This window comes from Kitasatospora sp. SolWspMP-SS2h (assembly GCF_003259315.1).
In the GTDB taxonomy this organism is placed as follows: Bacteria; Actinomycetota; Actinomycetes; order Streptomycetales; family Streptomycetaceae; genus Kitasatospora; species Kitasatospora fiedleri.
The window spans coordinates 158,992-183,742 of sequence record NZ_QLLT01000010.1 but is presented as its reverse complement, the minus strand read 5'-3'; the positions used below and the strand labels follow the sequence as shown (position 1 = coordinate 183,742).

Annotated in this window: 18 protein-coding genes; 5 read left to right on the top strand and 13 right to left on the bottom strand. The window is 75.4% G+C overall.

Going from position 1 to position 24,751, the window contains the following annotated elements; translation table 11 throughout:
- Positions 1-97: 97 nt before the first annotated feature.
- The gene (locus tag K353_RS14745) at positions 98-4,222 is read left to right on the top strand and encodes a bifunctional nitrate reductase/sulfite reductase flavoprotein subunit alpha (RefSeq protein WP_233533586.1); all 4,125 of its coding nucleotides are present in this window, start codon (positions 98-100) and stop codon (positions 4,220-4,222) included.
- 146 nt (positions 4,223-4,368) lie between these two features.
- Positions 4,369-5,106 carry a ferritin-like domain-containing protein gene (locus tag K353_RS14740; RefSeq protein ID WP_233533585.1) on the top strand — a complete coding sequence of 246 codons (738 nt, stop codon included), beginning with the start codon at positions 4,369-4,371 and terminating at the stop codon, positions 5,104-5,106.
- Positions 5,107-5,182: 76 nt separating this feature from the next.
- On the opposite strand, the gene K353_RS14735 is transcribed toward K353_RS14740, so the two are convergent.
- The 11 genes from K353_RS14735 to K353_RS14685 all read right to left on the bottom strand — a co-directional run bounded on the left by K353_RS14735 (position 5,183) and on the right by K353_RS14685 (position 19,026).
- Positions 5,183-6,445, bottom strand: coding sequence for a phenylacetate--CoA ligase family protein (locus K353_RS14735; RefSeq protein WP_111554046.1), 1,263 nt, complete (start codon positions 6,443-6,445; stop codon positions 5,183-5,185).
- Positions 6,446-6,457: 12 nt separating this feature from the next.
- The gene (locus K353_RS14730; protein WP_111554045.1) at positions 6,458-7,297 is read right to left on the bottom strand and encodes an SDR family NAD(P)-dependent oxidoreductase; all 840 of its coding nucleotides are present in this window, start codon (positions 7,295-7,297) and stop codon (positions 6,458-6,460) included.
- Complete coding sequence (locus K353_RS14725; protein ID WP_146616467.1) at positions 7,294-8,640, bottom strand: MFS transporter; 1,347 nt, start codon at positions 8,638-8,640, stop codon at positions 7,294-7,296. The genes K353_RS14730 and K353_RS14725 overlap by 4 nt, the downstream gene beginning before the upstream one ends.
- Complete coding sequence (locus tag K353_RS14720) at positions 8,637-9,848, bottom strand: phenylacetate--CoA ligase family protein (protein ID WP_111554044.1); 1,212 nt, start codon at positions 9,846-9,848, stop codon at positions 8,637-8,639. The genes K353_RS14725 and K353_RS14720 overlap by 4 nt, the downstream gene beginning before the upstream one ends.
- Positions 9,845-10,909 (bottom strand): RimK family alpha-L-glutamate ligase, encoded by a 1,065-nt coding sequence (locus tag K353_RS14715; protein ID WP_158585411.1) that lies wholly within the window; start codon positions 10,907-10,909, stop codon positions 9,845-9,847. Before K353_RS14715 ends, K353_RS14720 begins: the two co-directional genes overlap by 4 nt.
- Positions 10,906-12,345 carry a KamA family radical SAM protein gene (locus K353_RS14710; RefSeq protein WP_111554042.1) on the bottom strand — a complete coding sequence of 480 codons (1,440 nt, stop codon included), beginning with the start codon at positions 12,343-12,345 and terminating at the stop codon, positions 10,906-10,908. The genes K353_RS14715 and K353_RS14710 overlap by 4 nt, the downstream gene beginning before the upstream one ends.
- Positions 12,345-14,054, bottom strand: a complete 1,710-nt coding sequence (locus tag K353_RS14705) for a class I adenylate-forming enzyme family protein (RefSeq protein WP_111554041.1) — start codon at positions 14,052-14,054, stop codon at positions 12,345-12,347. The genes K353_RS14710 and K353_RS14705 overlap by 1 nt, the downstream gene beginning before the upstream one ends.
- A gap of 105 nt (positions 14,055-14,159) precedes the next feature.
- Entirely contained in the window at positions 14,160-15,578 is a 1,419-nt protein-coding gene (locus tag K353_RS14700) for an FAD-dependent oxidoreductase (protein ID WP_305000303.1), read from the bottom strand.
- A complete protein-coding gene (locus K353_RS35605; RefSeq protein WP_111554040.1) occupies positions 15,575-15,925 on the bottom strand; it encodes an acyl carrier protein in 351 nt (116 codons plus the stop codon). Before K353_RS35605 ends, K353_RS14700 begins: the two co-directional genes overlap by 4 nt.
- 161 nt (positions 15,926-16,086) lie before the next feature.
- Positions 16,087-17,718, bottom strand: coding sequence for an AMP-binding protein (locus K353_RS14690; protein WP_158585410.1), 1,632 nt, complete (start codon positions 17,716-17,718; stop codon positions 16,087-16,089).
- A 552-nt stretch (positions 17,719-18,270) separates the two neighbouring features.
- Complete coding sequence (locus tag K353_RS14685) at positions 18,271-19,026, bottom strand: hypothetical protein (protein ID WP_111554038.1); 756 nt, start codon at positions 19,024-19,026, stop codon at positions 18,271-18,273.
- A gap of 267 nt (positions 19,027-19,293) precedes the next feature.
- Between K353_RS14685 and K353_RS14680 the strand changes: the two genes are divergently transcribed.
- Entirely contained in the window at positions 19,294-20,475 is a 1,182-nt protein-coding gene (locus tag K353_RS14680) for a hypothetical protein (RefSeq protein ID WP_111554037.1), read from the top strand.
- Here K353_RS14680 and K353_RS14675 read toward each other — a convergent pair.
- Together K353_RS14675 and K353_RS34350 are read right to left on the bottom strand one after the other, a co-directional pair.
- On the bottom strand, positions 20,411-20,953 hold the full coding sequence (locus tag K353_RS14675) for an NUDIX hydrolase (RefSeq protein ID WP_111554036.1): 543 nt from the start codon (positions 20,951-20,953) through the stop codon (positions 20,411-20,413). The two genes, K353_RS14680 and K353_RS14675, sit on opposite strands and share 65 nt — an antisense overlap.
- A gap of 145 nt (positions 20,954-21,098) precedes the next feature.
- Positions 21,099-21,797, bottom strand: coding sequence for a hypothetical protein (locus K353_RS34350; RefSeq protein ID WP_158585409.1), 699 nt, complete (start codon positions 21,795-21,797; stop codon positions 21,099-21,101).
- A 253-nt stretch (positions 21,798-22,050) separates the two neighbouring features.
- Between K353_RS34350 and K353_RS14660 the strand changes: the two genes are divergently transcribed.
- Both K353_RS14660 and K353_RS14655 read left to right on the top strand, forming a co-directional pair.
- Positions 22,051-23,430 carry an FAD-binding oxidoreductase gene (locus K353_RS14660; protein WP_111554033.1) on the top strand — a complete coding sequence of 460 codons (1,380 nt, stop codon included), beginning with the start codon at positions 22,051-22,053 and terminating at the stop codon, positions 23,428-23,430.
- Positions 23,431-23,696: 266 nt separating this feature from the next.
- On the top strand, positions 23,697-24,692 hold the full coding sequence (locus K353_RS14655; RefSeq protein WP_146616466.1) for a hypothetical protein: 996 nt from the start codon (positions 23,697-23,699) through the stop codon (positions 24,690-24,692).
- The last annotated feature ends 59 nt before the right edge of the window (positions 24,693-24,751 follow it).

Below are 24,751 nucleotides of genomic sequence, written 5' to 3'. Positions count from 1 at the left end.
CCGGTGTAACCGCGGGCCGTGCGCCGCGGAGACAGCCGCGAAACGCGCCCTTCCTACAGTCGCCGCAGGCAGGTGCAGGTCGAACGGAAGGGCTCCCGTGGCCGGACAGGTGGCGCAGGACGCAGCGAAGCCGCAGCGGCCGGGGACCGGACAGGTCAGGTCGGTCTGCTCCTACTGCGGGGTGGGCTGCGGCCTGCTCCTGGACGTCGGCACCGGCCCGGACGGCCGCCGCACCGTGCGGAGGGTCTCCGGCGACCCGGACCACCCGGCGAACCGGGGCCGGCTGTGCACCAAGGGCGCGACCACCGCGGACCTGCTGGCCGCGCCCGGACGCCTGACCACCGCCCTGGTGCGCACCGTCCGCGGCGAGGACCCGGTGCCGACGCCGGTCGCCGACGCGATCGCCGCCACCGGGCGGCGGCTGCGGGCGATCGTGGACGAGCACGGGCCGGACGCGTTCGCGTTGTACGTGTCCGGCCAGCTGAGCCTGGAGGCCCAGTACCTGGCCAACAAGCTCGCCAAGGGGTACGTCCGGACCAACCAGATCGAGTCCAACTCCCGCCTGTGCATGGCCAGCGCGGGCACCGGCTACAAGCTGTCGCTGGGCGCGGACGGCCCGCCCGGCTCGTACCGGGACCTCGACCTGGCGGACGTGTTCCTGGTGATCGGCTCCAACACGGCCGACTGCCACCCGATCCTGTTCCTGCGGATGATGGACCGGGTCAAGGCGGGCGCCAAGCTGATCGTGGTCGACCCCCGGCGCACCGCCACCGCCGCCAAGGCCGACCTGTTCCTGCAACTGCGCCCCGGCACCGACCTGGCCCTGCTGAACGGCCTGCTGCACCTGCTGCACGCGGACGGGCACACCGACCCGGAGTTCATCGCCCGGCACACCGAGGGCTGGGAGGCGATGCCGGAGCTCCTCGCCGACTACCCGCCGCACCGGGTCGCCGAACTCACCGGCCTGGCCGAGGCCGACATCCGCCGGGCCGCCGAACTGATCGGCGAGGCCGGGGAGTTCACCAGCCTGTGGACGATGGGGCTGAACCAGTCCACGCACGGCACCTGGAACACCAACGCGCTGGTCAACCTGCACCTGGCCACCGGCACCATCTGCCGCCCCGGCAGCGGCCCGTTCTCGCTGACCGGCCAGCCCAACGCCATGGGCGGCCGCGAGATGGGCTACATGGGCCCCGGGCTGCCCGGCCAGCGCTCCGTCCTGGCCGCCGCCGACCGGGAGTTCACCGAGCGGCTGTGGGACCTGCCGCCGGGCACGCTGCGCGCCGACGGCGTCGGCCGGGGCACCGTCGAGATGTTCCGGCGGATGGCCGACGGCGAGATCAAGGCGTGCTGGATCATCTGCACCAACCCGGTCGCCTCGGTCGGCAACCGGCGCACCGTCATCGAGGGCCTGGAGCGGGCCGAACTCGTCGTCACCCAGGACGTGTTCACCGACACCGAGACCAACGCCTACGCCGACGTGGTGCTCCCGGCCGCGCTGTGGACCGAGACCGAGGGCGTGCTGGTCAACAGCGAGCGCAACCTCACCCTGGCCCGCCCCGCCGCCGACCCGCCCGGCGAGGCGCTCCCGGACTGGCGGATCATCGCGGAGGTCGCCCGCGCCATGGGCTACTCGGAGGGCTTCGACTTCACCGACGCCGAGCAGGTCTTCGAGGAGCTCAAGCGGGCCCACAACCCCGTCACCGGCTGGGACCTGCGCGGCGCCTCCTACCCCCGGCTGCGCGACACCCCCGTCCAGTGGCCCGCCGCCGACCCCGAGGGGCCCGACCGCAACCCGATCCGCTACCTGCAGCCCGACGGCACCCCGCGCTTCCCCACCCCCTCCGGCCGGGCCGCCTTCCACCCCCGCCCGCACCTCGACCCGGCCGAACTCCCGGACGACGACTACCCGTTCGTCCTGAACACCGGCCGCCTCCCGCACCAGTGGCACACCCTCACCAAGACCGCCAAGGTCGCCAAACTCGCCAAGCTGAACCCGTCGCCGTTCGTCGAGATCCACCCCGAGGACGCCGCCGCGCTCGGCATCGGCGAGGGCGACGGCGTCGAGGTCTCCTCCTGGCGCGGCCGGGCCGTGCTGCCCGCCAAGGTCACCGACCGGGTGCAGCGGGGGAGCTGCTTCGCCCCGTTCCACTGGAACGACCTGTTCGGCGAGTACCTGTCGGTCAACGCCGTCACCTCCGACGCCGTCGACCCGCTCTCCTTCCAGCCCGAACTCAAGTACTGCGCGGTGGCGTTGAGCAGGGTCCCGACGCCCGCCGGCACCGCTCCCGCGCCCGTGACCGTGCCCGCGCTCGCCGTCCCGCCCGCCGTCCCGCTCGCCGTTCCGGCCGCCGCCCCCGGGGCCGCCGCCTCGGTGTTCGGGCTGGACGCCGCGCCCCCGCCGGTCCTCGCCGAGGGCGAACGCCGCTACCTGGCCGGGTTCCTGGCCGCCATCCCGACCGGACGGCCCGGCGTGCCGGTGCTCCCCGCCGACGCCCCGTTCGACCCCGGGCACGCCCAGTGGGTCAACGGCGCCCTGGCCGGCCTGTACTCGCGGGCCGCCGCACCCGACCCGGCCGCGCCCGCCGCGCCGACCCGGCAGCTCCTCGTGCTGTGGGCCTCGCAGACCGGCACCGCCGAGGAGTTCGCCACCACCGCCGTCGCCCGCCTCACCGCCGACGGCCACCCCGCCGCGCTGCACGCCATGGCCGACACCGACCCGGCCGCCCTGCCGGGCGACGCCGACCTGCTGCTGATCACCTCCACCTACGGCGACGGCGACGCCCCCGACAACGGCGCCGGCTTCTGGGACGCCCTCACCGCCGACCGTCCCGCCCGCCTCGACGGCCGCCGCTACGCCGTCCTCGCCTTCGGCGACTCCAGCTACCAGGACTTCTGCGGCCACGGCCGCCGCCTCGACACCCGCCTCGCCGAACTCGGCGCCCACCGCCTCGCCCCGCGCGCCGACTGCGAACCCGACTACGCGCGCACCGCCGACAGCTGGCTCGACAGCGTCCTGACCGCCCTCGGCCGGGCCGCCGCGCCCGCAGCCCCCGCGCCCACCGCCCCCGCAGTCACCGTCCCCGCCGCCCCGGCTCCGCGCCGCAGCACCGTCCCCGCCCGGCTGGTCGGCAACCGCCTGCTCTCCGGGGCCGGTTCGGGCAAGGAGGTCCGCCGCTTCACCTTCGACACCGGCGGCCTCGGCCTCCCGCTCGACTACGCGGCCGGCGACGCGCTCGCCGTCCACCCGGTCAACCCGCCCGCCCTGGTCGACGAGTGGCTCTCCGTGACCGGCCTGTCCGGCGACAGCACCGTCACCCTCCCCGGCCCCGGCGAGCTGCCGCTGCGCGAAGCGCTCGCCCGGCACCTCGACATCACCAGAGTCGGCCCCGCGCTGCTCCGCTTCACCGCCGAACGCACCCGCGACGGGCGCGAGTTGCGCGCCCTGCTGCGCGCCGACAACACCGACGCACTGGCCCGCTGGACGTGGGGCCGCCAAGCCGTCGACGTGGCCGCCGAGTTCGCCGTCCGGGCCTCGGCCCAGGAGTGGGCCGAGGTGTTCGGCAGGCTCCAGCCCCGCCAGTACTCGATCTGCTCCAGCCCGCTCACCGACCCCCACCAGGTCTCGCTCACCGTCTCGGTGGTCCGCTGGGACAGCCTCAAGGGCCGGCCGCGCGGCGGCGTCTGCTCCACCCACCTGGCCGACGCCGAACCCGGCGCCACCGTCCCCGTCCACCTCCAGCGCTCCCCGCACTTCCGCCCGCCCGCCGACCCCGCCACCCCCATGGTCATGGTCGGCCCCGGCACCGGCGTCGCCCCCTTCCTCGGCTTCCTGGACGACCGCCGGGCCCGCGGCCACCGCGCCCCCAACTGGCTGTTCTTCGGCGAGCAGCACGAGGCCACCGACTTCTACTACCGCGAGGAACTCACCGCCCACCTCGCCGACGGCACCCTCACCCGCCTCGACACCGCCTTCTCCCGCGACCAGCGCGCCAAGGTCTACGTCCAGGACCGGATGCGCGAACACGGCCACCACCTCTGGTCCTGGCTCCAGGACGGCGCCCACTTCTACGTCTGCGGCGACGCCTCCCGGATGGCCAAGGACGTCGACCGCGCCCTGCGCGACCTCGCCACCACCCACGGCGGCCTCACCCCGGCCGACGCCGCCGCCTACGTCAAGTCCCTCGCCGCCGAGAAGCGCTACGTCCGCGACGTGTACTGAGCGGGGTCCGCGCCAGCTATTTGAACGCGTTCAGGAGTGCGGTAGCGTACGGGTCGGGCGCCGCCGCACCGCGGCGTCCGTCCCGGTATGCCCGCGTGCCGCCGGCGCGGCGGGCGCAGCACAGGCACGAGAGCGGGGGCGCAGCCATGCCCGGAAGCGGATTCGGTGAGTGGGTGGCGGAGTTCGAGGCGGAGAAGGCGCGCCGGGAGTGGATCGCCGATCCGGAGTGGGGGCACGGGGTGCGGCTGCCCGCGGCGGTGGCGCGCAGCCTGCAGAAGTTCCAGGTGGGGGAGGACGGGGACGGGACCAGCCTGCTGGCCAAGGCCGACCTGGCGGGGGACGCCGAGTACGCGGCGGCGGTGCGGCTGTTCGTCGCCGAGGAGCGCAACCACGCGCGGCTGCTGGCCGAGCTGCTGGGCGCGGCCGGCGTCCCGCTGCTGGACGGGCACTGGAGCGACGGGATCTTCGTCCGGGTGCGCCGACTGCTGGGCCTGCGCACCGAGTTGATGGTGCTGATGGTCGCCGAGCTGGTCGCCGTCGAGTACTACCGCAGCCTGCGGGACGGCCTCGCCGACCCGCTGGCCCGCGAGGTCACCGACCGGATCCTGCGCGACGAGCGCCGCCACATCCCGTTCCACGTCCGCCGGCTGCACCAGTCCGCCGCCGAACTGCCGCCCTCCGCCCGACCGTTCGTGAACCCGGTCTGGCTCCTGCTGGCGCTGGCCGGCGCCCTCTTCGTCGCCGTCGACCACGGCCCCGCCCTGCACGCCGTCCGGGCCTCCCGCACCCGCTTCCTGCTCGCGGTCACCCGGCACGCCTGGTCGGTCGGCGCCCGGATGACCGCCCGCCCCGGGCGGGTCGCGGCGGACCCGCTCACCGGGTAGGGCGGCCACCCGCCGGCGCTGCCGCCGGTGCGCCGCACCCGGGCCGGGGCGGGCCGGGGTGGGGCAGGGCGGTCGGTCAGTGCGCGGGGCGCTCGTCGATGACCTGGCGGAGCTTGCCGGTGCGGGGGTTGGTGACCAGCTCGCCGCGCGGCACCCATTCGAGCCGGAGCGGGTGGATCGCGCCGATCGCGGTCTCGGAGGCGTACGCGGGCCGGGCGTCCAGGACAGCTTGCCGCAGGGTCTCGGTGAAGGCGGCGGAGGGCGGGGCGTCGGTGGTGTGGCCGAGCCGGATGACCAGGCCGTCGCGGCCCTTCCAGCGGCGTTGGACGAACTGGAGGCCGGTGATGCGGTGGTCGGGGTCGTGGGCGAGCAGCACGTCGCGGACGTCCTCGGTGGGCATGGTGACGATCCCGATCCGGGCGCCCTCGGTGGAGCGGCCGAGCAGCCGGAAGGTGCCGCGCCCGGGGCCCGTCCACTCGGCGCGGTCGCCCGCCGGGTAGCGCAGGATCGGCACCAGGGTGCGGAACAGGTTGGTGACCACCACCCGCCCCGGGACGCCGGGTTCGGTGATCGGCTCGCCGGTGGCGTCGTCGACGAGTTCGACCACCGTCCGGTTCGGGAAGGCCCGGTGGACCCGCAGGTCGTCCCCGGCGGGCACCGGCCCGGCCACCAGCCCGGCGTCCACCGAGGCGTAGCCGATCGAGGAGAGCGCGGCGTTCGGGAAGGCCGAACGCAGCAGCGGGCGCAGGTCGGCGAAGAGGATGTCGCCGCCGAACAGGATCAGTTCGACCTGCGGGGCGGGCCGGTCCTGCTTGAGCAGCGTCTCGGCGACGGCGGACAGCTTCATCGGCTCGCCCGCCAGGACGTCGACGCCGAACGAGTGGATCAGGTCGGCCACGTACTCGTCCGGCGCGGTGGCCACCGGCAGCCGGACGTTGTCGATCGGCGCGTGGTGCAGGGCCCCCTCGATGAACAGGAAGCCGCTGTAGAACTCGCCCGCCCGGAACAGGTTGGCGACCTTCTGCCCGGGCTTGAGCCCAGCGTCGACCAGCCCGGCACCGAACGCGCTGACCGAGTCGACGTGCTCGGAGCGCGTCCACGGCGAGAACTTGGGCGCGCCGGTGGTGCCGCCGGACTTGTAGACGGCGGCGTCGGTGAGCGGGCCGGTCAGCAGCCGGTTGTCGGGCCAGCGGTTGGCCGACCAGAACGCGACGTGGTCGATCAGGGGCAGCTGGGCGAGCGAGGTGACGACGGCGGGCACGTCGCGGTACAGCTCGGCGTAGAACGGCGAGTGCCGCCGGGCGTGGTCGACGAGCACGTGAAGTGGCAGTGCGGGCATGGCGGTTGCTCCTCAGGGCAGGGGGTTCAGGCCGATCCAGTCGTGGGCGAGCCGCTGGACGGCGCTGCCGTCGCGGTCGGCGAGCTTGGCGTCCAGGTAGGCCGCCGCCCACGGCCCGGTGGGGATGCGGAACGGCGGCCGCTCCTCGGCCAGCGCCCGCAGCACCGCCTCGGCGACCTCCGCGGCGGGCTGCCCGGCGCCCGCCCAGTGCGCGCCGATCCGGGCGCCGTACGCGGCGAAGGTCTCCGCGTACGGGCCCGAAGCGGCCTGCACGGTACGGCGGTTGACGTCCGGGAAGATCCCGAAGCGGGTGTCCGGGACGTAGCCGGGCACCAGCACCGACACCCGTACGCCGTGCGCGGCGGCGACCGGGGCGAGCGCCTCCATGAAGCCCTCGACGGCGAACTTGGCCGCGCAGTACGCCTCGTTGAAGGGCTGGCCGACCACGCCGTGCACGCTGCCGATGGTCAGCAGCCGCCCGCCGGAGGCGCGCAGCAGCGGCATCGCGGCCCGCGAGACGGCCACGGTGCCGAAGAAGTTCACCTCCAGGTTGGCGCGCAGCGCCTTCGCGGTGGACATCTCCAGCGTCGGGTCGAAGTTGGAGATCCCGGCGTTGTTGACCAGCGCGTCGAGCCGCTCCAGCCCGGCGAAGCAGTCGGCCACCGACTCCTCGTCGGTGACGTCCAGCCGCCGTACCCGCGCGCCGGGCGCGGCGGCCCGCAGGGCGTCGGCCCGCCCGGGGTCGCGGACGGTGGCGACCACCGCCCAGCCCGCCCGGTCGGCCGCCGCGGCGGTGGCCAGTCCGATGCCGGAGGAGCAGCCGGTGACCAACAGCACCCGGCGGCCGGTCACTTCACCACCTCCGCGGGCTCGGCCGGGCCGCCGGCCCCCGCCGGTCCCGCACCCTCGGCCGGGCCGCCGTCCTCCGCCAGCCCGGCGATCCGGTCCACGGCCTTCGGCAGGTCGGCGTCCATCCGGGACTGGATGCCGAGCGCGGGCAGGAAGGAGCAGGCGGCCAGCAGGGTGCCGCCGACCATGGTCCAGCGGGCCGCCTCCAGGACGCCGAGCGGGCCGGTGAGCAGGGAGACGGCGAGGCCGCCGGCCAGCGCGGCCAGCGGGATGACGCCCCAGGTGGCGGTCCGGAAGGCGGCGTGCATGACGCCCTGGTGCTGCGCGGACATCCGGGACTGCCGGGCGGGCGCGGAGCACACGTTGATGCAGGACATGAAGAAGCCGTAGCAGCCCATGGTGGCCGCGATGACCGGCCCGGAGGGCAGCGCGGGCGCGGCCAGCACGCCCAGGCCGACCAGGCAGTGCAGCAGCAGCGCCCAGGCCAGGGTCCGGCCGATGCCGAACCGTTCGCCGATCTTCGGGGCGACCAGCGCGCCCAGCAGCGCGCCGACCGCGGCCGTGGACATCGCGGCGCCGTAGACGCCGACGCTGACGCCCAGGCCGCGGTAGGCGAGCACCGGCATGACGGTGACGAACACCGGGCCGCCGGAGTTGAGCGTGACGGCGGCCAGCACCACCCGGCGCAGCACCGGGTCCTGCCAGTTCAGCCGGAAACCGAGGGTGAGCCGCTGCCACACCGAGCCCCGGGCGACGGTCGGCTGCCCCCACGGCCGCATCCAGCGGAAGCAGACCGCCGAGACCAGGTAGCTGGCGGCGTCGACCAGCAGCGAGGCCGCGCCGAGCGCCGCGTACAGGGCGGCGGCGATCGACGGCCCGGAGACCTCGGCGACCGAGCCGCTGCCCTCCAGCCGGGAGTAGGCGCGCACCAGGTGCGGCTGCTCGACCACGGCCGGGACGGCCACCAGGTAGCCGACGTTGAAGAAGATCGTGGCGCCGGAGACCGCCGCCACGCAGCAGAACAGCAGCGGCGTGGAGAGGACGTCCAGCCAGTACGCGACCGGGATCACCGCGACGGCCGCCAGCCGGACCAGGTCGCAGGCGATCAGGGTGCGCCGCTTGTCCCAGCGGTCCACCAGGACGCCCGCCACCGGCCCGAGCAGCGGGATGCCCAGGTACTGGGCCATCGCCACGACGCCGACCTGGAACGCGGAGGCGTGCAGCACGAAGATCATCAGGGTCGGGACGACGAACACCGTCACCCGGTCGCCGACGTTGGAGACCGACTTGCCGAACCAGAACAGGTTGAACGCCCGGCCCAGCTGCTCGGGGCTGCGCAGTTTCACAGTTCCTCCCGGACGGCGAACCCGGCGGTCTTCCCGGTGCGGTCGTTGCTGATCAGCGCGTCCACCACCCGGACCCGCACGTTCTCCGGGTCGTGCGCGAAGGCGGTGCTCAGGGTGAAGGTGGCGGAGAGCAGTTCGCGCCGCAGCGCGTCCGGGTCCGGCAGCTCGCCGAGCACCAGGACGTCCACCCCCCTGGCCCGGCCACCCTGTTCGGTGACCAGCACCTGGGCCCGGGTGACGCCCGGTTCGCGCTCGACCCGGGCCAGCAGCTCGTCCACGTGCAGGCCCAGGCCGCGGACCTGCACCACGTTGTCGCGGCGCCCCAGCACCCGCATCGCCGGACCCGGCCGCCCGCACGGGCAGGGCACCAACTCGCCCGCGTCGCCGGTGCGGTAGCGCAGCACCGGGTTGAGCATCGCCGGGTCCAGCGAGGTGAAGTCCAGCAGCCCGTCCGCGCCGACGTGCACCAGCTGGTGCGGGAACGGGTGGAAGGTGTCGGCCGGGCAGTCGGGGGAGTTGGAGCCCACCACCCAGGTCTCGGTGGAACCGAACATGCCGTGCCGGCGGGCCTTCGGCGCGACGGCCGCCAGGTCCTCCTCCAGCTGGGGCTGCCACGCCTCGCCCAGCCACAGCACCTTGCGCAGCGAGGGCAGTGCGATCCCGGCGGCGCGGGCGTGCGCGAACCACAGCCGCAGCACGCTCGGGGTGCCGCCGATCGCGGTGACCCCGCGGTCGGCCAGGAAGCCCAGCCACTCCGGGTACTCCTCGGCCGTCACCGACCCGAGCGCGACCACCCGGCAGCCGGACAGGTCGGCCAGGCCCGCCGCCAGGAAGTGCGCGCCCCACATCCGGCCCGCGCCCCAGGCGTTGACGAACACGTCGTCCCGATCCAGCGGCTGCCAGTGCCGGTGCACCTCCGCCATGTAGAACCCGGTCGGCGCGTAGCCGACCTTCGGCGCGCCGGTCGAACCACCGCTCTGGAACAGCCAGGTCGCGCCGCTCTCGGCGGCCGGCTCCAGGTGCGCCAGCGCCGTGTTCAGGTCGTCCTTGGCCAGCGGCGGCAGCGCGGCCAGCTCCGCCAGCGAGGACGGCACCGCCGCGTCCGCGTACCGCTCGCCGAACTCCGGTACGCCGCGCAGCAGTTCCAGCGTCCGCCGGGCCACCGCCAGGCCGTCCGCCGCTTCCGCTTCGGTGAGGGAGAAGGTCATCGCCGCGCACCGCCGCCCGCGAGGCCGTCCACGAGACCGTTCGAGAGGCCGTTCGCGGGGCCGTGCGCCGGGCCGCCCCCGCCCGCCAGGAAGGCCGCGTGCGCGTCCCGGTAGGCGGCGAACCGGGCCCGGGTGACGTCCCGCTGCACCGGCCGGCCGGGATCGTCCAGGTCCGGGGCGATCACCCCGTCCGGCTCCAGCTCGGAGAACCAGAACCGCTCGCCGTCGTGCAGGAAGTCCACGCAGAAGAACGGGATCGGCAACTTCTTCGCGAAGTAGCCGGTGGCGTCGACCAGTTCGGGCGGGACCTCGCAGAACTCCATCGAACCGCCCCGGCTCGCGTTGGCCACCGGCGAGCCCGCCTCCGGGGTGCGCCGCAGCGCCGCGTACGGCCGCCCGTCGATCACGTACACCCGGTAGTCGACCGTGCCGTCCCCCAGGTACGGCTGCGCCACCAGCACGGTGTCGCCGCCCTGGGCCAGGCTGGCCAGGCCGCGCACGTCCTCCCGGGAGCGGGCCAGGCAGATCCCGCCGCCGCCGCACCAGCCGGACGGCTTCACGATCGCCGGGAAGGTCAGGCCGTCCAGCGCCGCCTCGTACCGGTGCTTGGAGACGTCCCGGCCGGAGCCGATCCGCACCGACGGGACGGGCGGCACCGGCGAGTCCGCCAGGAACAGCACCGTCGCCAGCTTGTCGTTGCCCAGCAGCGACACCTGCGCCGGGAACGGCAGGTAGAACCCGGCCTGCTCCAGCACCGCGCACAGCGTCAACTGGTTGAACACGTCCATCGACTGGTACGGCAGCGAGTACAGCGCCGTGAGGAACAGGGTGTCCCCCGGCGTGACCGGCTCGCCGTCCACGTACACCCGCGGCCGGCCCGGGTCGGTGCCGTCCACCGTCACCGCCTCCGGCGCGTGCATCGTCCACGCCAGGCCCAGCTCGGCGGCGATCTCCGCGTACATGTCCCAGAAGTAGTGCTTCCACATCGCCCCGGACCGGCTCGACTCCCGGTCCGGGAAGATCCAGCACATCCGGCGCAGCGGCGCCTGCGGCTCGCTCACTCGCTCTCCTCCAGTTCGCTCAGGTCGAATTCCCGCTCGGCGCCGGCCCGTTCGGCCCACCATGCGCGGCCCTCGGGCGGCAGTGTGTCCACCGGGTCCACGTACGGGTAGCGCCGGTCCAGCCCGCCCCCGCCGCCCGGCCCCCCGGCCTCGCGCAGCTCCAGCCCGGTGCGGTAGTTCTTGGTCCAGTACGAGACGCCGCGGACCCGGTCGTAGCCCACCGCCTGGTGCACCCAGCGCTTGCCGACGTGCGGCACGTCCGCGACCAGCCGGGGCGTGGCGTAGCCCGGCAGGTAGCCGAGGATCGCCTCCTGGAGGCGCTGCGCCGCGGCCAGCGGCAGCCGCCAGTGCTCGGCGTTCGGGATCACGTCGCACAGGTAGAAGTAGTAGGGCAGGACGTTGGCCTCGCCCTGCAGCGCGAAGCACAGGTCGAGCAGCGCCGCCGGGGTGTCGTTCACGCCGCGCATCAGCACGCCCTGGTTGCGCACGTCCCGCACGCCCGCGTCCAGCAGGGCCCGGGCCGCCTCCGCGACCAGCGGGGTGACGGACGCCGCGTGGTTGGCGTGGGTGTGCACCGCCAGGTTGACCGAGCGCCGCGCGGCCAGCCGGGCCACCCGCTCCACCCCCGCCAGCACCCGGGGCTGGAGCCAGTGCTGGGGCAGGCCGACGACCGCCTTGCTGGCCAGCCGGACGTCCCGCACCGAGCCCAGCTCCAGCAGCCGCAGCAGGAACGACTCCAGCCGGGGCCACGGCACGTTCGCCAGGTCGCCGCCCGACACCACCACGTCCCGCACCGACGGGGTGCGCTTGAGGTAGTCGAGCATCTGCTCCTCGCGGTCCGCCGGACGCAGCACCAGCCGGGTCTTGGCGACCTGCGGGGTGGAGCGGCCCACCAGGTCCATCCGGGTGCAGTGCCCGCAGTACTGCGGGCAGGTGGACAGCAGCTCGGCCAGCACCTTGGTCGGGTAGCGGTGGGTCAGCCCCTCCACCACCCACATCTGCGCCTCGTGCAGCGAGTCCCGGGCCGCCAGCGGGTGGCTCGGCCAGGACGCCAGCCGGTCCGCGCGCACCGGCAGCATGTAGCGGCGCACCGGATCGGCCAGGAACGCCTCGGTGAACGCGTCCGGCACCAGCGGCGCCCCGACCGCCATGGTGTTCAGCATCTGCGGCGGTACCAGCACCGACATAGTGGCGAACTCCCGCTGATCGGCCGCCAGTTCGTCATAGAACCGGTCGGTCAGCAGCGGCCCGAACACCTGCCGCAACTGCCGCTCGCCCTGCACGCAGTGCGCCCGCTGCCACTGCGCGTCCCGCCACTGCGCGGCCGTCACCTCCCGCCAGCCCGGCAGCCGCCGCCAGTCCGGCTCCGCCAGCGGCTGCCGCACGTACGGGTAGGGCTGCGGCGGCGGCTGACCGGAGCCGCCGTGCCGCTCCATCAGGAGACTCTCGACGTGAGCAGGCCGGCGTGCCGGGTGCGCAGCTCCCGCTTGAGCACCTTGCCGGTCGGGCCGAGCGGGAAGTCGCCGTCCGCGCGGGCCACCCGCAGCGCGGCCAGCTCCGCCAGCCCGGCCCGGCCGAGTTCGGCGTTGGCCGCCTTCAGCAGCCCGTCCTCGTCGGCGGACCCGGCCCCCGGCTGGAGCCGCACCACGGCGATCGGGCGCTGTCCGCCGTCCGGGTGCGGGACGCCCACCACCGAGCAGTCCTGCACCAGTTCGGCGCAGTCGGCCAGCAGCACCTCCTCCAGCGGCAGGCTGTACACCGGCCCGTCCAGGGTGTCGATCACGTCGACCGTCCGGTCCAGGTGGAAGAACCGGCCCTCGGCGTCCCGGCGGGCGACGTCGCCGGTCAGCCAGTACCCGGACAGGTGGAAGCTCTCGGTCAGCCGCGCGTCGTTCCAGTACCCGGGCGTGATCGAGGGCGCCCGCACCGCCAGCAGGCCGACCGCCCCGACCGGCAGCTCGGCCCCCTCCTCGTCCAGCACGGTGGCGTGCTCCACCACCTCGGACGGCTTGCCCACGCAGCGGTCGGCGCGATCCGTCTCCGGCGAGGTGACCTGCCCGAACAGCGCCATGCCCATCTCGGAGGAGCCCAGCCCGTCCACGAACTGCGAACCCGGCAGCGCGGGTTGCTCGGCCTTCTCCTGCGGCAGCAGCCACGGCCGGATCAACCCGGCCGGACGCTCGCCCAGTTGCACCAGCCGCCGGACGTGCCCGTAGTGCGCGCTGTCACCGGTGTTGAACCAGGAGTGCACCCTGGCGGCGCCCCTCACCGGCAGCTCGCCGGTCGCCAACTCCACGAAGGTGCGCGGGAAGGAGGCCACCATGGTCGGCTGGAACGCCTCCATCACCGGCTCCACCACCGACCGCCGCCAGCCCGCCATCACCACCGTCGGCAGGCCCAGCAGCGTCGCGGTCAGGAAGTAGCTCAGACCGCCCGCGTGGGTGTGCGGCATCAGCGACATCAGCCGGTCGGACGGCTCGGCCGGGAAGCGGACCATCCGCGGCTGCTTGCCCTCCCAGAACTGCCGGTGCGCCAGGATCGTCGACTTCGGGGTGCCCGTCGTCCCCGAGGAGTGGATCAGCGCCACCACGTCCTCGGCCGCGTGCCGGTACGGGTACTCCGCCGGCAGCGGCGCGGCGGCCGCGTCGAACGCCTGCACCTCGGCGGTCAGCGCCAGGAACCGGGGCCGGCGCTGCGGGTCCTGCCGGTACGCGGACGCCAGCCGGGTGGTGTCGTCCGCCACCACCCCGACCACGCCGACGTGGTTCAGGTACCGCACCATCACGTCCGGCCGCATCGCGTCGTTCACCAGCGCCGGGACGGCCCCCAGCGCGGTCAGCGCGAAGAAGTGCAGCAGCGGCTCCAGGCCCTCCGCGACCACCACGGCCACCGGCTCGCCCGGCCGCACCCCCATCGCGTGGTACCAGGCCGCGTACCGGTCGCGCAGCGCCACCAGGTCCAGCAGGCTGTGCCCGACCAACACCACCTCGCCGCGGTGGTCGAGCCGGTGGGAGAACGCGTACGGCACCGCCCGGTTCGGGTTCGCCTCGACCGCCCGGTCGAGGAAGTTCCCCGCGCCGAGGTCCGGATCGGTCATGAACCGCTCCCGGACGGACAGCGGGGCGAGGGGCGTCTGGTCGCTCATGGGGGTCTCCAAGCAGGACGGGTCGCCGGGACGGCCCTCGTGGGGCGTGCACCGGTCCGGGGGAAATGGTCCGAAGGCTGGCCGGGATGGGGATCTGATGGAACGTCAGGTGTCGAGCAGTTCGGCGGCCGCCCGGCGGCCGGAGCGGATCGCGCCCTCCAGCAGGCCGAAGAACTCGGTGCTGGTCTCGGTGCCCGCGAACCGCACCCGGCCGTGCGGGGCGGTCAGCGTCGGCCCGAGCGCCGACCAGTCGCCGGGGCCGAACAGCGCGGCGTAACAGCCCCGGCTCCACGGCTCGTTGACCCAGTCGGTGAGGTGGAAGCCGACCGGCTCGGGCAGCATCGGGAACAGCCGCCGGGCCTGGTCGAGCGCCGCCGCCCGCTGCTCGGCGGGCGGCAGGGCGGCGTAGCGGTGCGCCTCCGCGCCGGTGACGAAGCCGGTCAGCACGCCGGGCGAGCCCTCCGGCGGGGTGTCGTCCACCGTGGACAGCAGCGGACCGGCCGCGTTCACCGACCAGCCGGACAGCCCGTGCGCCCGCCACACCGGCTCCGGGAACACCAGGTGCAGCTTCACCGCGCAGCCCCGCCCGGTCCGCGAGGCGGCCCGCCGCACCGGCAGCCCCGGCCGGTACTCGATCGCGTCCGCGAGCAGCGGCGGCACCGCCACCACGGCCGCCTCCGCCCTGTAACTCCCGTCCGGCGTACGGACGGTGACCTCGGCGTCGGACTGCTCGACGGCCAGCACCGGCTCGGCGGTGCGCAGCACCCCGCCGGCGTCCAGCAGCCGCCGGACCAGCCGCTCGCACAGCCGGTGCGCGCCGCCCGCCACCCGGTCCTGCTGGGCGCCGCCCGCGAAGGCGTTCAGGTAGCGCAGGCCGCCGCCCGAGCGCAGGTAGAAGGCCATGTGCAGGACGGAGACCTTCGCCGGATCGGCGGCCATCATCTCGCCCAGGAACAGCGGGAAGAACAACCGGGCGTCCGGGTGGGCCAGTTGCCGGTCCGCCCAGTCGGCGGCGGTCAGCGCGTCGAGCCGTCCGGCGTCCGGCGTCAGCCAGGGCGCGTCCGGGCGGACGGCCGCCGCCAGCTCCTCCAACCGCTCGAACAGGTCGCCCAGGGCGACCGCGTTCAACGGCGGGAACCGCCCGTCGGTGGTCACCGCGGGGCCGCCCGCGCCGTCGCCGCCGTCCGCGCCCAGCGCGAACCGGCCGGCCCCGACCATCTCGGTCGGCGCGGTCTTCAGGTCGCAGGCGGACAGCAGGGCGTGCAACTCGGTGTGCCGGTCGCCCAGGTACGCGGCGCCCGCGTCCACCCAGCGCCCGGGCGCCACCTCGACGCCCCGGGCCCGCCCGCCGACCCGCTCCCGGGCCTCCAGCACCGTCACCCGCACGCCCCGCTCGGCCAGCTCCACGGCGGCGGTCAGCCCGGCCAGGCCCGCACCGACCACGACGGCCGAACGCGGGACGGCGGTCGGACGCGGGACGGCGGTCGGGCGCGGGACGGCGGGGGAGGGCGTGGCGGCGCTCACCGGACGGCCGTGGCGGTGGCCGTGGCCGTGGCGACGGTGGCGGGGGTGGTGGTGGCCATGGCGACGCTGGCCGTGGCGACGCGGTCGGCGAGGCCCGCCGGGGTCGGATCGGCCAGGAAGTCCTCGAAGGTCAGCTCGACCCCGTGGGCGCGCGCCACCGCGCTCAGCACCCGGGTGGCGACCAGCGAATCCCCGCCCAGCAGGAAGAAGTTGCCGTCCGGCGGCACCTCCGCCAGCTCCAGGACGCGGCGGAACACCGCCGTCAGCGCGTCGAGCAGGTCGGTGCCGGGGACACCGGCGGGGGAGGGCGGGGCGGCGGGCGTGACGGCGGGCGTGTCGAGGCTCATCAGCGGGTCTCCTTCGACCGGTGCGGGGTGCGCGTGGTCCGGTGGTGTCAGCGGTGCGTGGTGCGCGGTGCTGTGCCTGAACGGTGGTGCCGCGTCCGGTCGGTGGTGCGCCCGGACGGGTGGTACGCGGTGCGCGATGCGGCGTTGCGTGGTGCGGTGGTTCAGCCGACGGCGGCGGCCGTGGCGGCCGTGGCAGCGGCGGAGGCAGTTGCGGCGGTGCCGCTGTGCAGTAGGTGCGAGGCCGCGCGGTCGATCTTCCCGCCGGGGGTGCGGGCCAGCTCGGGGACGACGGCGAGCCGGCTCGGGACGAGGTGGGCGGGCAGCAACTCCCGGAGGTGGCGCAGTAGTTCCTCGGAGGTCGGCGGCGCCGGCCGGTCCGCTCCGGGGCGCGGGACGACGTAGGCGACCAGCGCGGTGCGGCCGGCCAGGGTGGTCGCGGTGACGGCCGCCAGCCCCACCCGGGGGTGGGTGCCCAGGGCGGCCTCCACCTCGGCCGGGTCGACCCGGATGCCGCGGATCTTCACCTCGTGGTCGATCCGCCCCCGGTGGGCCAGCACCCCGTCCGCCGCCCGGGAGACCCGGTCGCCGGTCCGGAACCAGCGCCGTCCGGCCCGTTCGGTGAACCGCTCCGCGGTGACCTCCGGCAGCCCGGGGTAGCCGGCCGCCAGGGCGGGGCCGCCGATCAGCAACTCGCCCTCAGAGGTGAGCAGTTCCTCGACGTGCGGCAGGGCGCGGCCGATCGGCGCGCGCTCCGCCGGGTCCCACCGGCGGCCGGGCTCCGGGGTGTCGGGGCCGAGCAGGTCCACCGCGTGGGTGATCAGGGTGGTCTCGGTGCAGCCGTAGGTGTTCAGCAGCCTGATCCGGCCGCTGTCCGCCAACCGGCTCCAGTCCGCCAGCCGGGCCGGGTCGGCGGCCTCGCCGCCGATCACCACCAGCCGCAGGCAGGCGGGCAGTTCGGCGTCCGGGCCGTCCTCGGCGAGGTGCAGCACCAGCTCGTGCCAGAACGCGGTGGGCAGGTCCAGCACGGTGATCCCGCGCCGCTCCACCGCCCGCAGCAGCCGGGGGAGGGACCCGGAGTGCGCCTCCGGCTCGAACACCAGCCGGGCGCCGGAGACCAGGGTCGGCAGGATCTCCTCGAAGCAGGTGTCCCAGTTCAGCGAGGCGAACTGCAGCACCCGGTCCCGCGGCGTCACCCCGAACAGCCCGCGCAGCGAACCCACCACCGCCGAGATCGCCCGGCGCGGCGTCAGCACCGGCTTCGGCCGCCCCGTCGACCCGGAGGTGAACAGCAGGTACGCGGGCTCCTCCGGCCCGACCGCGACGGCCGGACGCCACGGCGCACCACCGCCCGCCGTCCCGTCTGCCGTCCCGCCCGCACCACCGCCCGCCGGCCCGTCCGCTGCCGCCGCGAGCCCAGCCCCGACGTGCGGCAGCCCGAGCAGCGCGGCCTGTTCGGCCGACCCCACCAGCGCGGTGCAGCCGGCCGCCGCCGCCATCGCGCGCTGCCGCTCCACCGGGAAGGCCGGATCCAGCGGGACGTACGCGCCGCCCGCCGCGAGGATGCCCAGCAGGGCGACCACGGTCTCCGGGGCGTGCCCGGCCGAGACCGCCACGGGGCCCGGCCGGTCGCCCAGCGCGTCCGCCAACTGGCGGACGTAAAACGTGAGTTGACGGTAGCTGAGCGTACAAGTGGGAGACTCGATCGCGGTTAGTCCGGGCCACCTGAGAGCGGTTTCCTCGAACGCGTCGAGCAGATCGGAGCCCGGTCTGTTGACGCCGCCGTTCTTTGACATGCGCGCTCCAAGAAAATGCCCAGAGGTGCCCGTCCGTGCTTCGGCGAACCCGGACTCTACCTCCCGCGATCCGGCCCCACAATGGTTGTTGGGCGGGCGGTCCGAAGAATCCGTGGCCGCGCCGTGAACGCCCTGCGCCCGCCTTCCGGCCACGTTCCGTGATCGCCCCGACCGGGCCGGTACGGACCGGCGACCGCCCGGCCGGTGCGGCCACGAACCCGGCCGCGTCCGGCAGGTGACGGTGCGTCGGCGAATTGACCCGCTTTTCCGCATCCCGGCCGGAATTCGCGGAAAGGGCGCGCCCGCACGATAACCACCCCGACCGAACAAGCACGCTTGGTGCCCGAACGTACTTTTCCCACCGGAAGTCGGAGCGCCGAATTCCCCGGACGGCGAGCGACCGCCCGAAACCGCCCCGGCGACCGCCCGCCCGCCGCCCGGACACCCCCGGCCCCGGTGACGCGCCGTGACGGCCGCGGCCGCGACCCCCACCGGGCACCAGCGGGGCATCGGCGGCGACCCGGGCGCGGGGCAACGGCCTCCGCCGCGCGGTCAGCGAGGGCGGTGCCCGGTGAGCTGCTGCCAGCGGTCGTACGCGGCGTCGCGGCTCTGCCGCGCCGCCGGGATGCGGAGGTCGCCGCCCTGCCGGGCGGTGACCTCTTCGAGGTGCCGCCGGGCCGCCTCCTGCTCGGCGGTGTCGTTCGTGGCCCGGCGCAGCTCGGCCCGCGCCTCCCGGAGCTGGGCGGGCCGGTCCCGCCGGAACGACTTGGCCTCGGCGATCGCGTTGTGGACGTCCACGACGAACTGGCGGACGTGCCCCTCCGGGGTCTCCGCCGCCGGGTAGGTCACCAGGTGCTGGCGTCCGTCCGGACCGATCACGTAGAGGTGGCTCGCCCGGGGGGTGTGCTCCGACCGGACGGCCGTCTCGTGCAGCGGCAGGTCCCCGCTGTAGTCGTACGTCGAGACCGCCAGGACGTGCTCGTACAGGCACAGGCCGCCGAGTTCGGCGCGGTAGCCCCCGCGGCCGGGGTCGCGCAGGTACGCCACCTGCCCCTCGGCGTCGCGCACCCGCCGCCCGTGGGCCACGACGGCGGCCTTGACCGCGCCCTGCGCACCGGCCAACTCCTGCCGCGCGGAACGCTCCAGGCCCGACAGCTCACCGCGCGCCCGGTCGAGGTCACCGCGCGCGGCGCCGTACTCGGCGCCGAAGGCGAACCGCCAACCGCCCGGGTAGCGGCGCAACTGCCGGAGCACGAGCGCGCCCACGGCGACCAGCACGAGCAGGAGCGTCCAGCCCCAAGCCTGCATGACGATGCCCTCCCCCTGAGGCGGTCGGCGCCCCGGACCGTACGGCGGCCCGGCACTGCCGACCCCGACGATTACCGGCAGCGGAAGACGCCCGTCAAATCCATTGCGGACCCGCCGCGGGCCCCGGGACACCCGGCCGACAGCCCGACAGCCCGACAGCCCGACAGCCCGACAGCCCGACAGCCCGACAGCCCGACAGCCCGACAGCCCGACAGCCCGACAGCCCGACAGCCCGACAGCCCGGCAGCCCGCAGTAGCATCTCCCGGATGACGATCACCGCGCTGCTGGTCGACGCCGCCGTCCTCGGTTCGACCGGCGCCGCCCTGCTGCTCGGCCCCCGGGCCCTGCGCGCACCGGCCGCCGGGAGTGCCCCCGCCCGCCCCGGGCGGGGCGTGCGGCCGGAGGTGCTGCTGGCGGCGGTGACCGGGCTGGTCTACCTGAACCAACTGCTCTGCTCCGCCTACCTGCTGCGGGTGCACGGCGGGGACGCCGGGTACGTCACCCGCTACCTGCCGCCCGGGTGGTTCGCCGAGCCGACGGGGCACCCGGTGGTCCGGGCGCTGGCCGCGCACCTGCCGGCGCCCGGGCTGTTCGCGCCGACGGTGCTGCGGGTGCAGGCGTTCCTGGAGCTGCCGTTCGTGCTGGCCGCCTACGCCACGGTGCTGTACCGCCTCAGCCCCGCGCTGCTGCGGGCGGTCCTGGGCTCACCGGCACTGGTGGGGGCGACCGCCGCCTCGTACACGCTGGTGTTCGGGGTGGTCGAGGGGGCGCTGCGCAACCCGTGGACCGTCCAGGACGTGGTGATCCGGGCGCTGTCCGCGCTGCTCACCGCCCCGCTGCTGCTCCGCGTCGCCCGCCGCGCACCCGGCCCCGAACGGCGGTCGGACACCCTCGGGCTGCTGCGCTTCGCCGCCGAACTGTGGGCCGTCGGCACCCTGGTGATGGTGGTCTACGACACCGCGCTGCTCTACAACCTCCGCCACCTGTCCGACCGTTGGCCCGAAGCCGTGCTCGCCCCGGCCCTCCTCGCCGCCACCGCCCTCGACCGCCGCCCCGGGCCGGCCGCCACCGGCCCCGGCACCGCCGCCCTCGACCTGCTGCTGCGGCGGACGCTCGTCCTGTTCCTGCTCCCCGCCCTGGCGATCCGCTACGGCCTCGGCTTCGCGCACCCCGGACTCGCCGCCGCCGCAGCCCTGACCGTCGCCCTCGCCGCCCTCGCCACCCCCCGCCTCCGTCCGGCCGCCCGCCCGCTCGCCCTCGCCTGCGCCGCCGGCCTCGCCGCCGCCCGCCTCGCCCTGCACCTGCGGCACGACACCTATCCCGAGAACGCCCTGCTGCGCGCCATGGTCGCCCTCCCCGCCACCGCCGCCCTCCTGCTCGCCCTCACCGACCTCCGCCGCGACGACCCCGCCTCCCCTCCTCCGGCGGCTCCTCCTCGTCGTCGTTGACGTCGCCGAGGTGCAGCGGGGACGGGCCGGGGCCGTCGCGGAGCAGGTCGGTGAGCAGCGGGGCCAGGTCGCGGGGGCGGATGGTGAGGTCGGTGGCGGCCAACTCCCCGATGCTCCACCAGTGGTGGCCGTACGCGGCCTCGACGGGATCGACCCGGACGGCGGCGGTCTCGGCGGGGGTGAGCCGCACCAGGCGGTACTCCTCCCACTGGTGGGAGAACCGGCCGTCGAAGGTGAAGGAGGAGCGGCGGGTCCAGACCACCGGGCCGAGCCGTTCGGCCGGCAGGTCGAGCCCGGTCTCCTCGCGCAGCTCCCGGACGGCGGCGGCCAGGGCGTCCTCGCCCTCGTCCACGCCGCCGCCGACGGTGAACCACCACCGCCCGCCCGCCGGTCGCGGGTCGCGGGCGCAGAGCAGCAGCAGGCGGTCCCGGTGGTCGAGCAGCAGGATGCGCGAGGTGTCCCGGGTGTCCGACGTCATGCCCCCGACCCTACCGCCGCCGGTACCGCTCCCGGGCCGAAAGCCCTTGCCGGGCAGCCGAATCACGGGCCCCGGGCCCCGCGACTCGGATTCCGGGTCCAGGCCCCCCCTGGTCCGCCGGCCTGGTCCGCCCCTCCGGCGCGGATCAGTCGTTGACCTCCCAGGTCTCGTGCATCGAGGTGACGGCGCCGCTGCCGTCGGTGGTGTAGAGGAAGAGGCCGCCGCACTGGAGCCCGGCCGGCCGGTTGTCCGGCTCGGGGGTGTCGAAGCACGGCTGGTGGCTCTTCGCGTAGTCGGCGAAGGAGACCTTCCGCACCTCGTAGCGCGGGTACCCCTTGGAGTTGGAGGAGCCCGCCGTGGGCCTGACGAACATGACGACCGTGGCACCGGCGGCGAGCTTGAAGGTGCCGCTCGGGTTGCTGCCGGTGTCCAACCGGAGCCCGTACGGGCCGCATTCGGTCTTCACCTTGACGCCCTTGAGCTGCCCGGCACTCGCCGACTCGACCAGCAGCACCTGGTGGGTCCTGTAGTACGCGGCGCAGCCGTTGACGTCCATGCTGGCCTTCTCGAACGCCCCCTCCTCGGCGGAGCTCACCCCCTGCCCGTCGGTGGACGCGGCAGTCGACCCGGCCCCGGACGCGGCGGCCGAGGCGCCACCGGACGCGGTGGGGGAGGAGCCGCCGGCCGGGTCGGCGGACGCGGTGGCCGACGGGGCACCGGACGCGGCGGGCGGGGCGGCGGCCGTGGTCGAGCCGGTGCCGGAGGAGTCGTCCGGGCCGCAGCCGGCGGTGGCCAGCGCGACGGCCAGCAGGGCTGCGGAGGCGACGAGTCGACGGGTACGCATGCTGGTGGATCCCCCCATGGAACAGCTGTGGCAGCGGTGACGGTCCGAGAACATACCAACCCGCCGCCCGCCCCCGCCGTCGAGCAAGCCCGGACACCCTGTCAGGCCGGGCGGGGACGGCCTGCCAGGGTGTCCGTTGCCCGGCCCGCGACCGCCCGGCTAGCGTCCCAGCACGCACCCCCCGTCCCTCACCCCCCGTCCCCCACCCCCGTCTCACCCCCCGTTCCCCACCTCCGGACCCAGGACAGGCACCATGACCACCGTCAACGGCGGCGTCTCCTTCTGGTACGCGGCCACCGGCCTGCCCGAGCGCGGCGCCCCGCTGGACGGCGACACCACCGCCGACGTCTGCGTGGTCGGCGGCGGCTACACCGGGCTGTGGACCGCCTACTACCTCAAGCGGGCCGCCCCCGATCTCGAAGTCGTCCTGCTGGAGGCCGAGTTCTGCGGCTACGGGGCCTCCGGCCGCAACGGCGGCTGGCTGTACAACGGCATCGCCGGTCGCGGCCGGTACGCCCGGCTGCACGGCGAGGACGCCGCCCGTCGGCTCCAACTCGCCATGAACGACACGGTCTCCGAGACCCTGCGGGCCGCCGAGGCGGAGGGCATCGACTGCGACGCGCACCGCGGCGGCGTCCTGGAGGTCGCCACCACCCCCGCCCAACTCGACCGCCTGAAGGCCAGGTTCGCCCACGAGCAGGCGTTCGGCGCGGACCAGGTGCAGCTGCTGGACGCCGATCGCACCGCCGAACGCCTCCACGTCCCGGGCGCGTTGGGCGCGACCTGGACGCCCCACGGGGCCCGGGTGCACCCCGCCAAGCTCGTCCTCGGCCTGGCCGCCGCGGTCCGCCGGCTCGGCGTCCGGGTGTACGAGTCCACCCCCGCCACCGCGCTCGCCCCCGGCCGCGCCACCACCCCGCACGGCACCGTCCGGGCCCGCGCGATCCTCCGCTGCACCGAGGGCTTCACCGCCAACACCGCCGGGAACAAACGCAGTTGGCTCCCGATGAACTCCTCGATGATCGCCACCGAACCGCTGCCCGCCGACGTCTGGGAGGCGATCGGCTGGCAGCACCGCGAGGTGCTCGGCGACGAGGCGCACGCCTACATGTACGCCCAGCGCACCGCCGACGACCGGATCGCCCTCGGCGGCCGGGGCCGCCCCTACCGCTACGGCTCCCGGATCGACCAGGACGGCGCCACCCCCGCCGGCACCGTCGCCCAACTCCGCGAGATCCTGGCCCGGATGTTCCCCGCCGCCGCCGACGCCCGGATCGACCACGCCTGGTCCGGCGTGCTCGGCGTCCCGCGCGACTGGTGCGCCACCGTCGACCTCGACCCCGCCACCGGACTCGGCGCCGCCGGCGGCTACGTCGGCAGCGGCGTCGCCACCGCCAACCTGGCCGGCCGCACCCTGCGCGACCTGACCCTGCGCCACCTCGGCCGCGGCGGTCCCACCGCACTCACCACCCTGCCCTGGGTCGGCCACCGCGTCCGCCGCTGGGAACCCGAACCCCTGCGCTGGCTCGGCGTCCACACCCTGTACGCCGTCTACCGCCACGCCGACCGCCGCGAACGCGCCACCACCTCCCCGCTGGCCACCCTCGCCGACCGGATCTCCGGCCGGGGCTAGGGCCCGTCCTCGAACCCCCGTCTGCCCGCGGCGTCTGGCGCGTGCTCTCGCCGCACCAGACGCCGCAGGGCTGCGACGGGGGTGTGAGGACGGGCCCCAGGCCCTCCCCTCCGGATCGTGCCGGGCGAACCCGCCGGCGTCCGGCCCGGCACCCCCCGGAAAACCCTTCGCACACCTGTCGCCCGGACGTGATAGGAATCTCCGTCCGGGGGCCGCCGCACACGCGCCCCCGCGGCAACGCATCGCACATCGGAGGGGACCCGGGAATGGGAATGTTCGCACGGCTGCTCGGCCGCCGGGACACCGGCGACGACCGGTCGGCCGGCACGGGGGCCCCGGGGCTCCCCGCCATCGACCCGGCGTTCGGCGACGCCGGGCTGACGGGGCTGCGCGCCGCCGTCGGGGCCGGCTCCTGGGAGGGCGCCCGGAGCATCCTCGACACCGCCGCCGGCCAGGACGACCTGACCCTGATGGTCGAGGCCGTGGCCGACGTCACCGGCGCCGAAGTGCCGCTCGCCGCAGCCCTGGACGCCGCCCCCGACGACCCGCTGCTGCGGCTCGCCCAGGGCGCCCGGCACGTCAGCTGGGCCTGGGAGGCCCGCACCGGCGCCCGCGCCCAGCACGTCGGCGAGGAGCAGTGGAAGCTCTTCCACGAGCGCCTGGAGATCGCCGAGGAGCACCTCTTCCGGGCCGCCGAACTCGACCCCGACCTGCTCGGCCCCTGGTACTTCCTGCAGATCAGCGGTCGCGGCGCCTCCCTGGAGCGGAACGCCGCCAGCCACCGCTTCGAGGCCGCGCTGCGCCGCAGCCCCGGCCACGTCGCCTCGCACCGCCAGCGCCTCCAGCAGCTGTGCGAGAAGTGGCAGGGCTCGCACGAGCGGATGCACGCCTTCGCCCGCGACACGATGCTCGCCGCCCCCGAGGGCAGCCCGCTCGGCCAGCTGGTCGCCCGCGCCCACATCGAGCACTGGCTGTCGCTGCCGGTCGAGGAGGACGCCGCGTACATCGGCCAGGAGCACGTCCGCGCGCAGCTGCACGAGGCCGCCGACCGCTCCGTCCGGCACCCCGCCTACGTCCGCGGCCGGGACTGGCCGGTCGCCCACAACGAGTTCGCGATGGCGTTCGCGCTCTCCGGGCAGCCCGCCGCCGCCCACCTGCTGCTCGGCGAACTCGGCGACCGGGTCACCGAACTGCCCTGGGCGTACTGGGGCGACCCGGTGGAGGTGTACCAGCGCACCCGCCGGCAGTGCGCCGGGTACTGACCGTCCACCCCGCCGCGTACCACCCACCCCGCCGCGTACCGCCCGCCCCGCCGCGTACC

Coding starts and splice junctions, on each gene's coding strand:
- K353_RS14660 (WP_111554033.1), top strand. CDS start 22,051: ATGACCACCGTCAACGGCGGCGTCTCCTTCTGGTACGCGGCCACCGGC.
- K353_RS35605 (WP_111554040.1), bottom strand. CDS start 15,925: ATGAGCCTCGACACGCCCGCCGTCACGCCCGCCGCCCCGCCCTCCCCC.
- K353_RS14690 (WP_158585410.1), bottom strand. CDS start 17,718: ATGTCAAAGAACGGCGGCGTCAACAGACCGGGCTCCGATCTGCTCGAC.
- K353_RS34350 (WP_158585409.1), bottom strand. CDS start 21,797: ATGCGTACCCGTCGACTCGTCGCCTCCGCAGCCCTGCTGGCCGTCGCG.
- K353_RS14705 (WP_111554041.1), bottom strand. CDS start 14,054: ATGAGCGACCAGACGCCCCTCGCCCCGCTGTCCGTCCGGGAGCGGTTC.
- K353_RS14655 (WP_146616466.1), top strand. CDS start 23,697: ATGGGAATGTTCGCACGGCTGCTCGGCCGCCGGGACACCGGCGACGAC.
- K353_RS14740 (WP_233533585.1), top strand. CDS start 4,369: ATGCCCGGAAGCGGATTCGGTGAGTGGGTGGCGGAGTTCGAGGCGGAG.
- K353_RS14735 (WP_111554046.1), bottom strand. CDS start 6,445: ATGCCCGCACTGCCACTTCACGTGCTCGTCGACCACGCCCGGCGGCAC.
- K353_RS14675 (WP_111554036.1), bottom strand. CDS start 20,953: ATGACGTCGGACACCCGGGACACCTCGCGCATCCTGCTGCTCGACCAC.
- K353_RS14720 (WP_111554044.1), bottom strand. CDS start 9,848: ATGACCTTCTCCCTCACCGAAGCGGAAGCGGCGGACGGCCTGGCGGTG.
- K353_RS14680 (WP_111554037.1), top strand. CDS start 19,294: ATGACGATCACCGCGCTGCTGGTCGACGCCGCCGTCCTCGGTTCGACC.
- K353_RS14710 (WP_111554042.1), bottom strand. CDS start 12,345: ATGGAGCGGCACGGCGGCTCCGGTCAGCCGCCGCCGCAGCCCTACCCG.
- K353_RS14685 (WP_111554038.1), bottom strand. CDS start 19,026: ATGCAGGCTTGGGGCTGGACGCTCCTGCTCGTGCTGGTCGCCGTGGGC.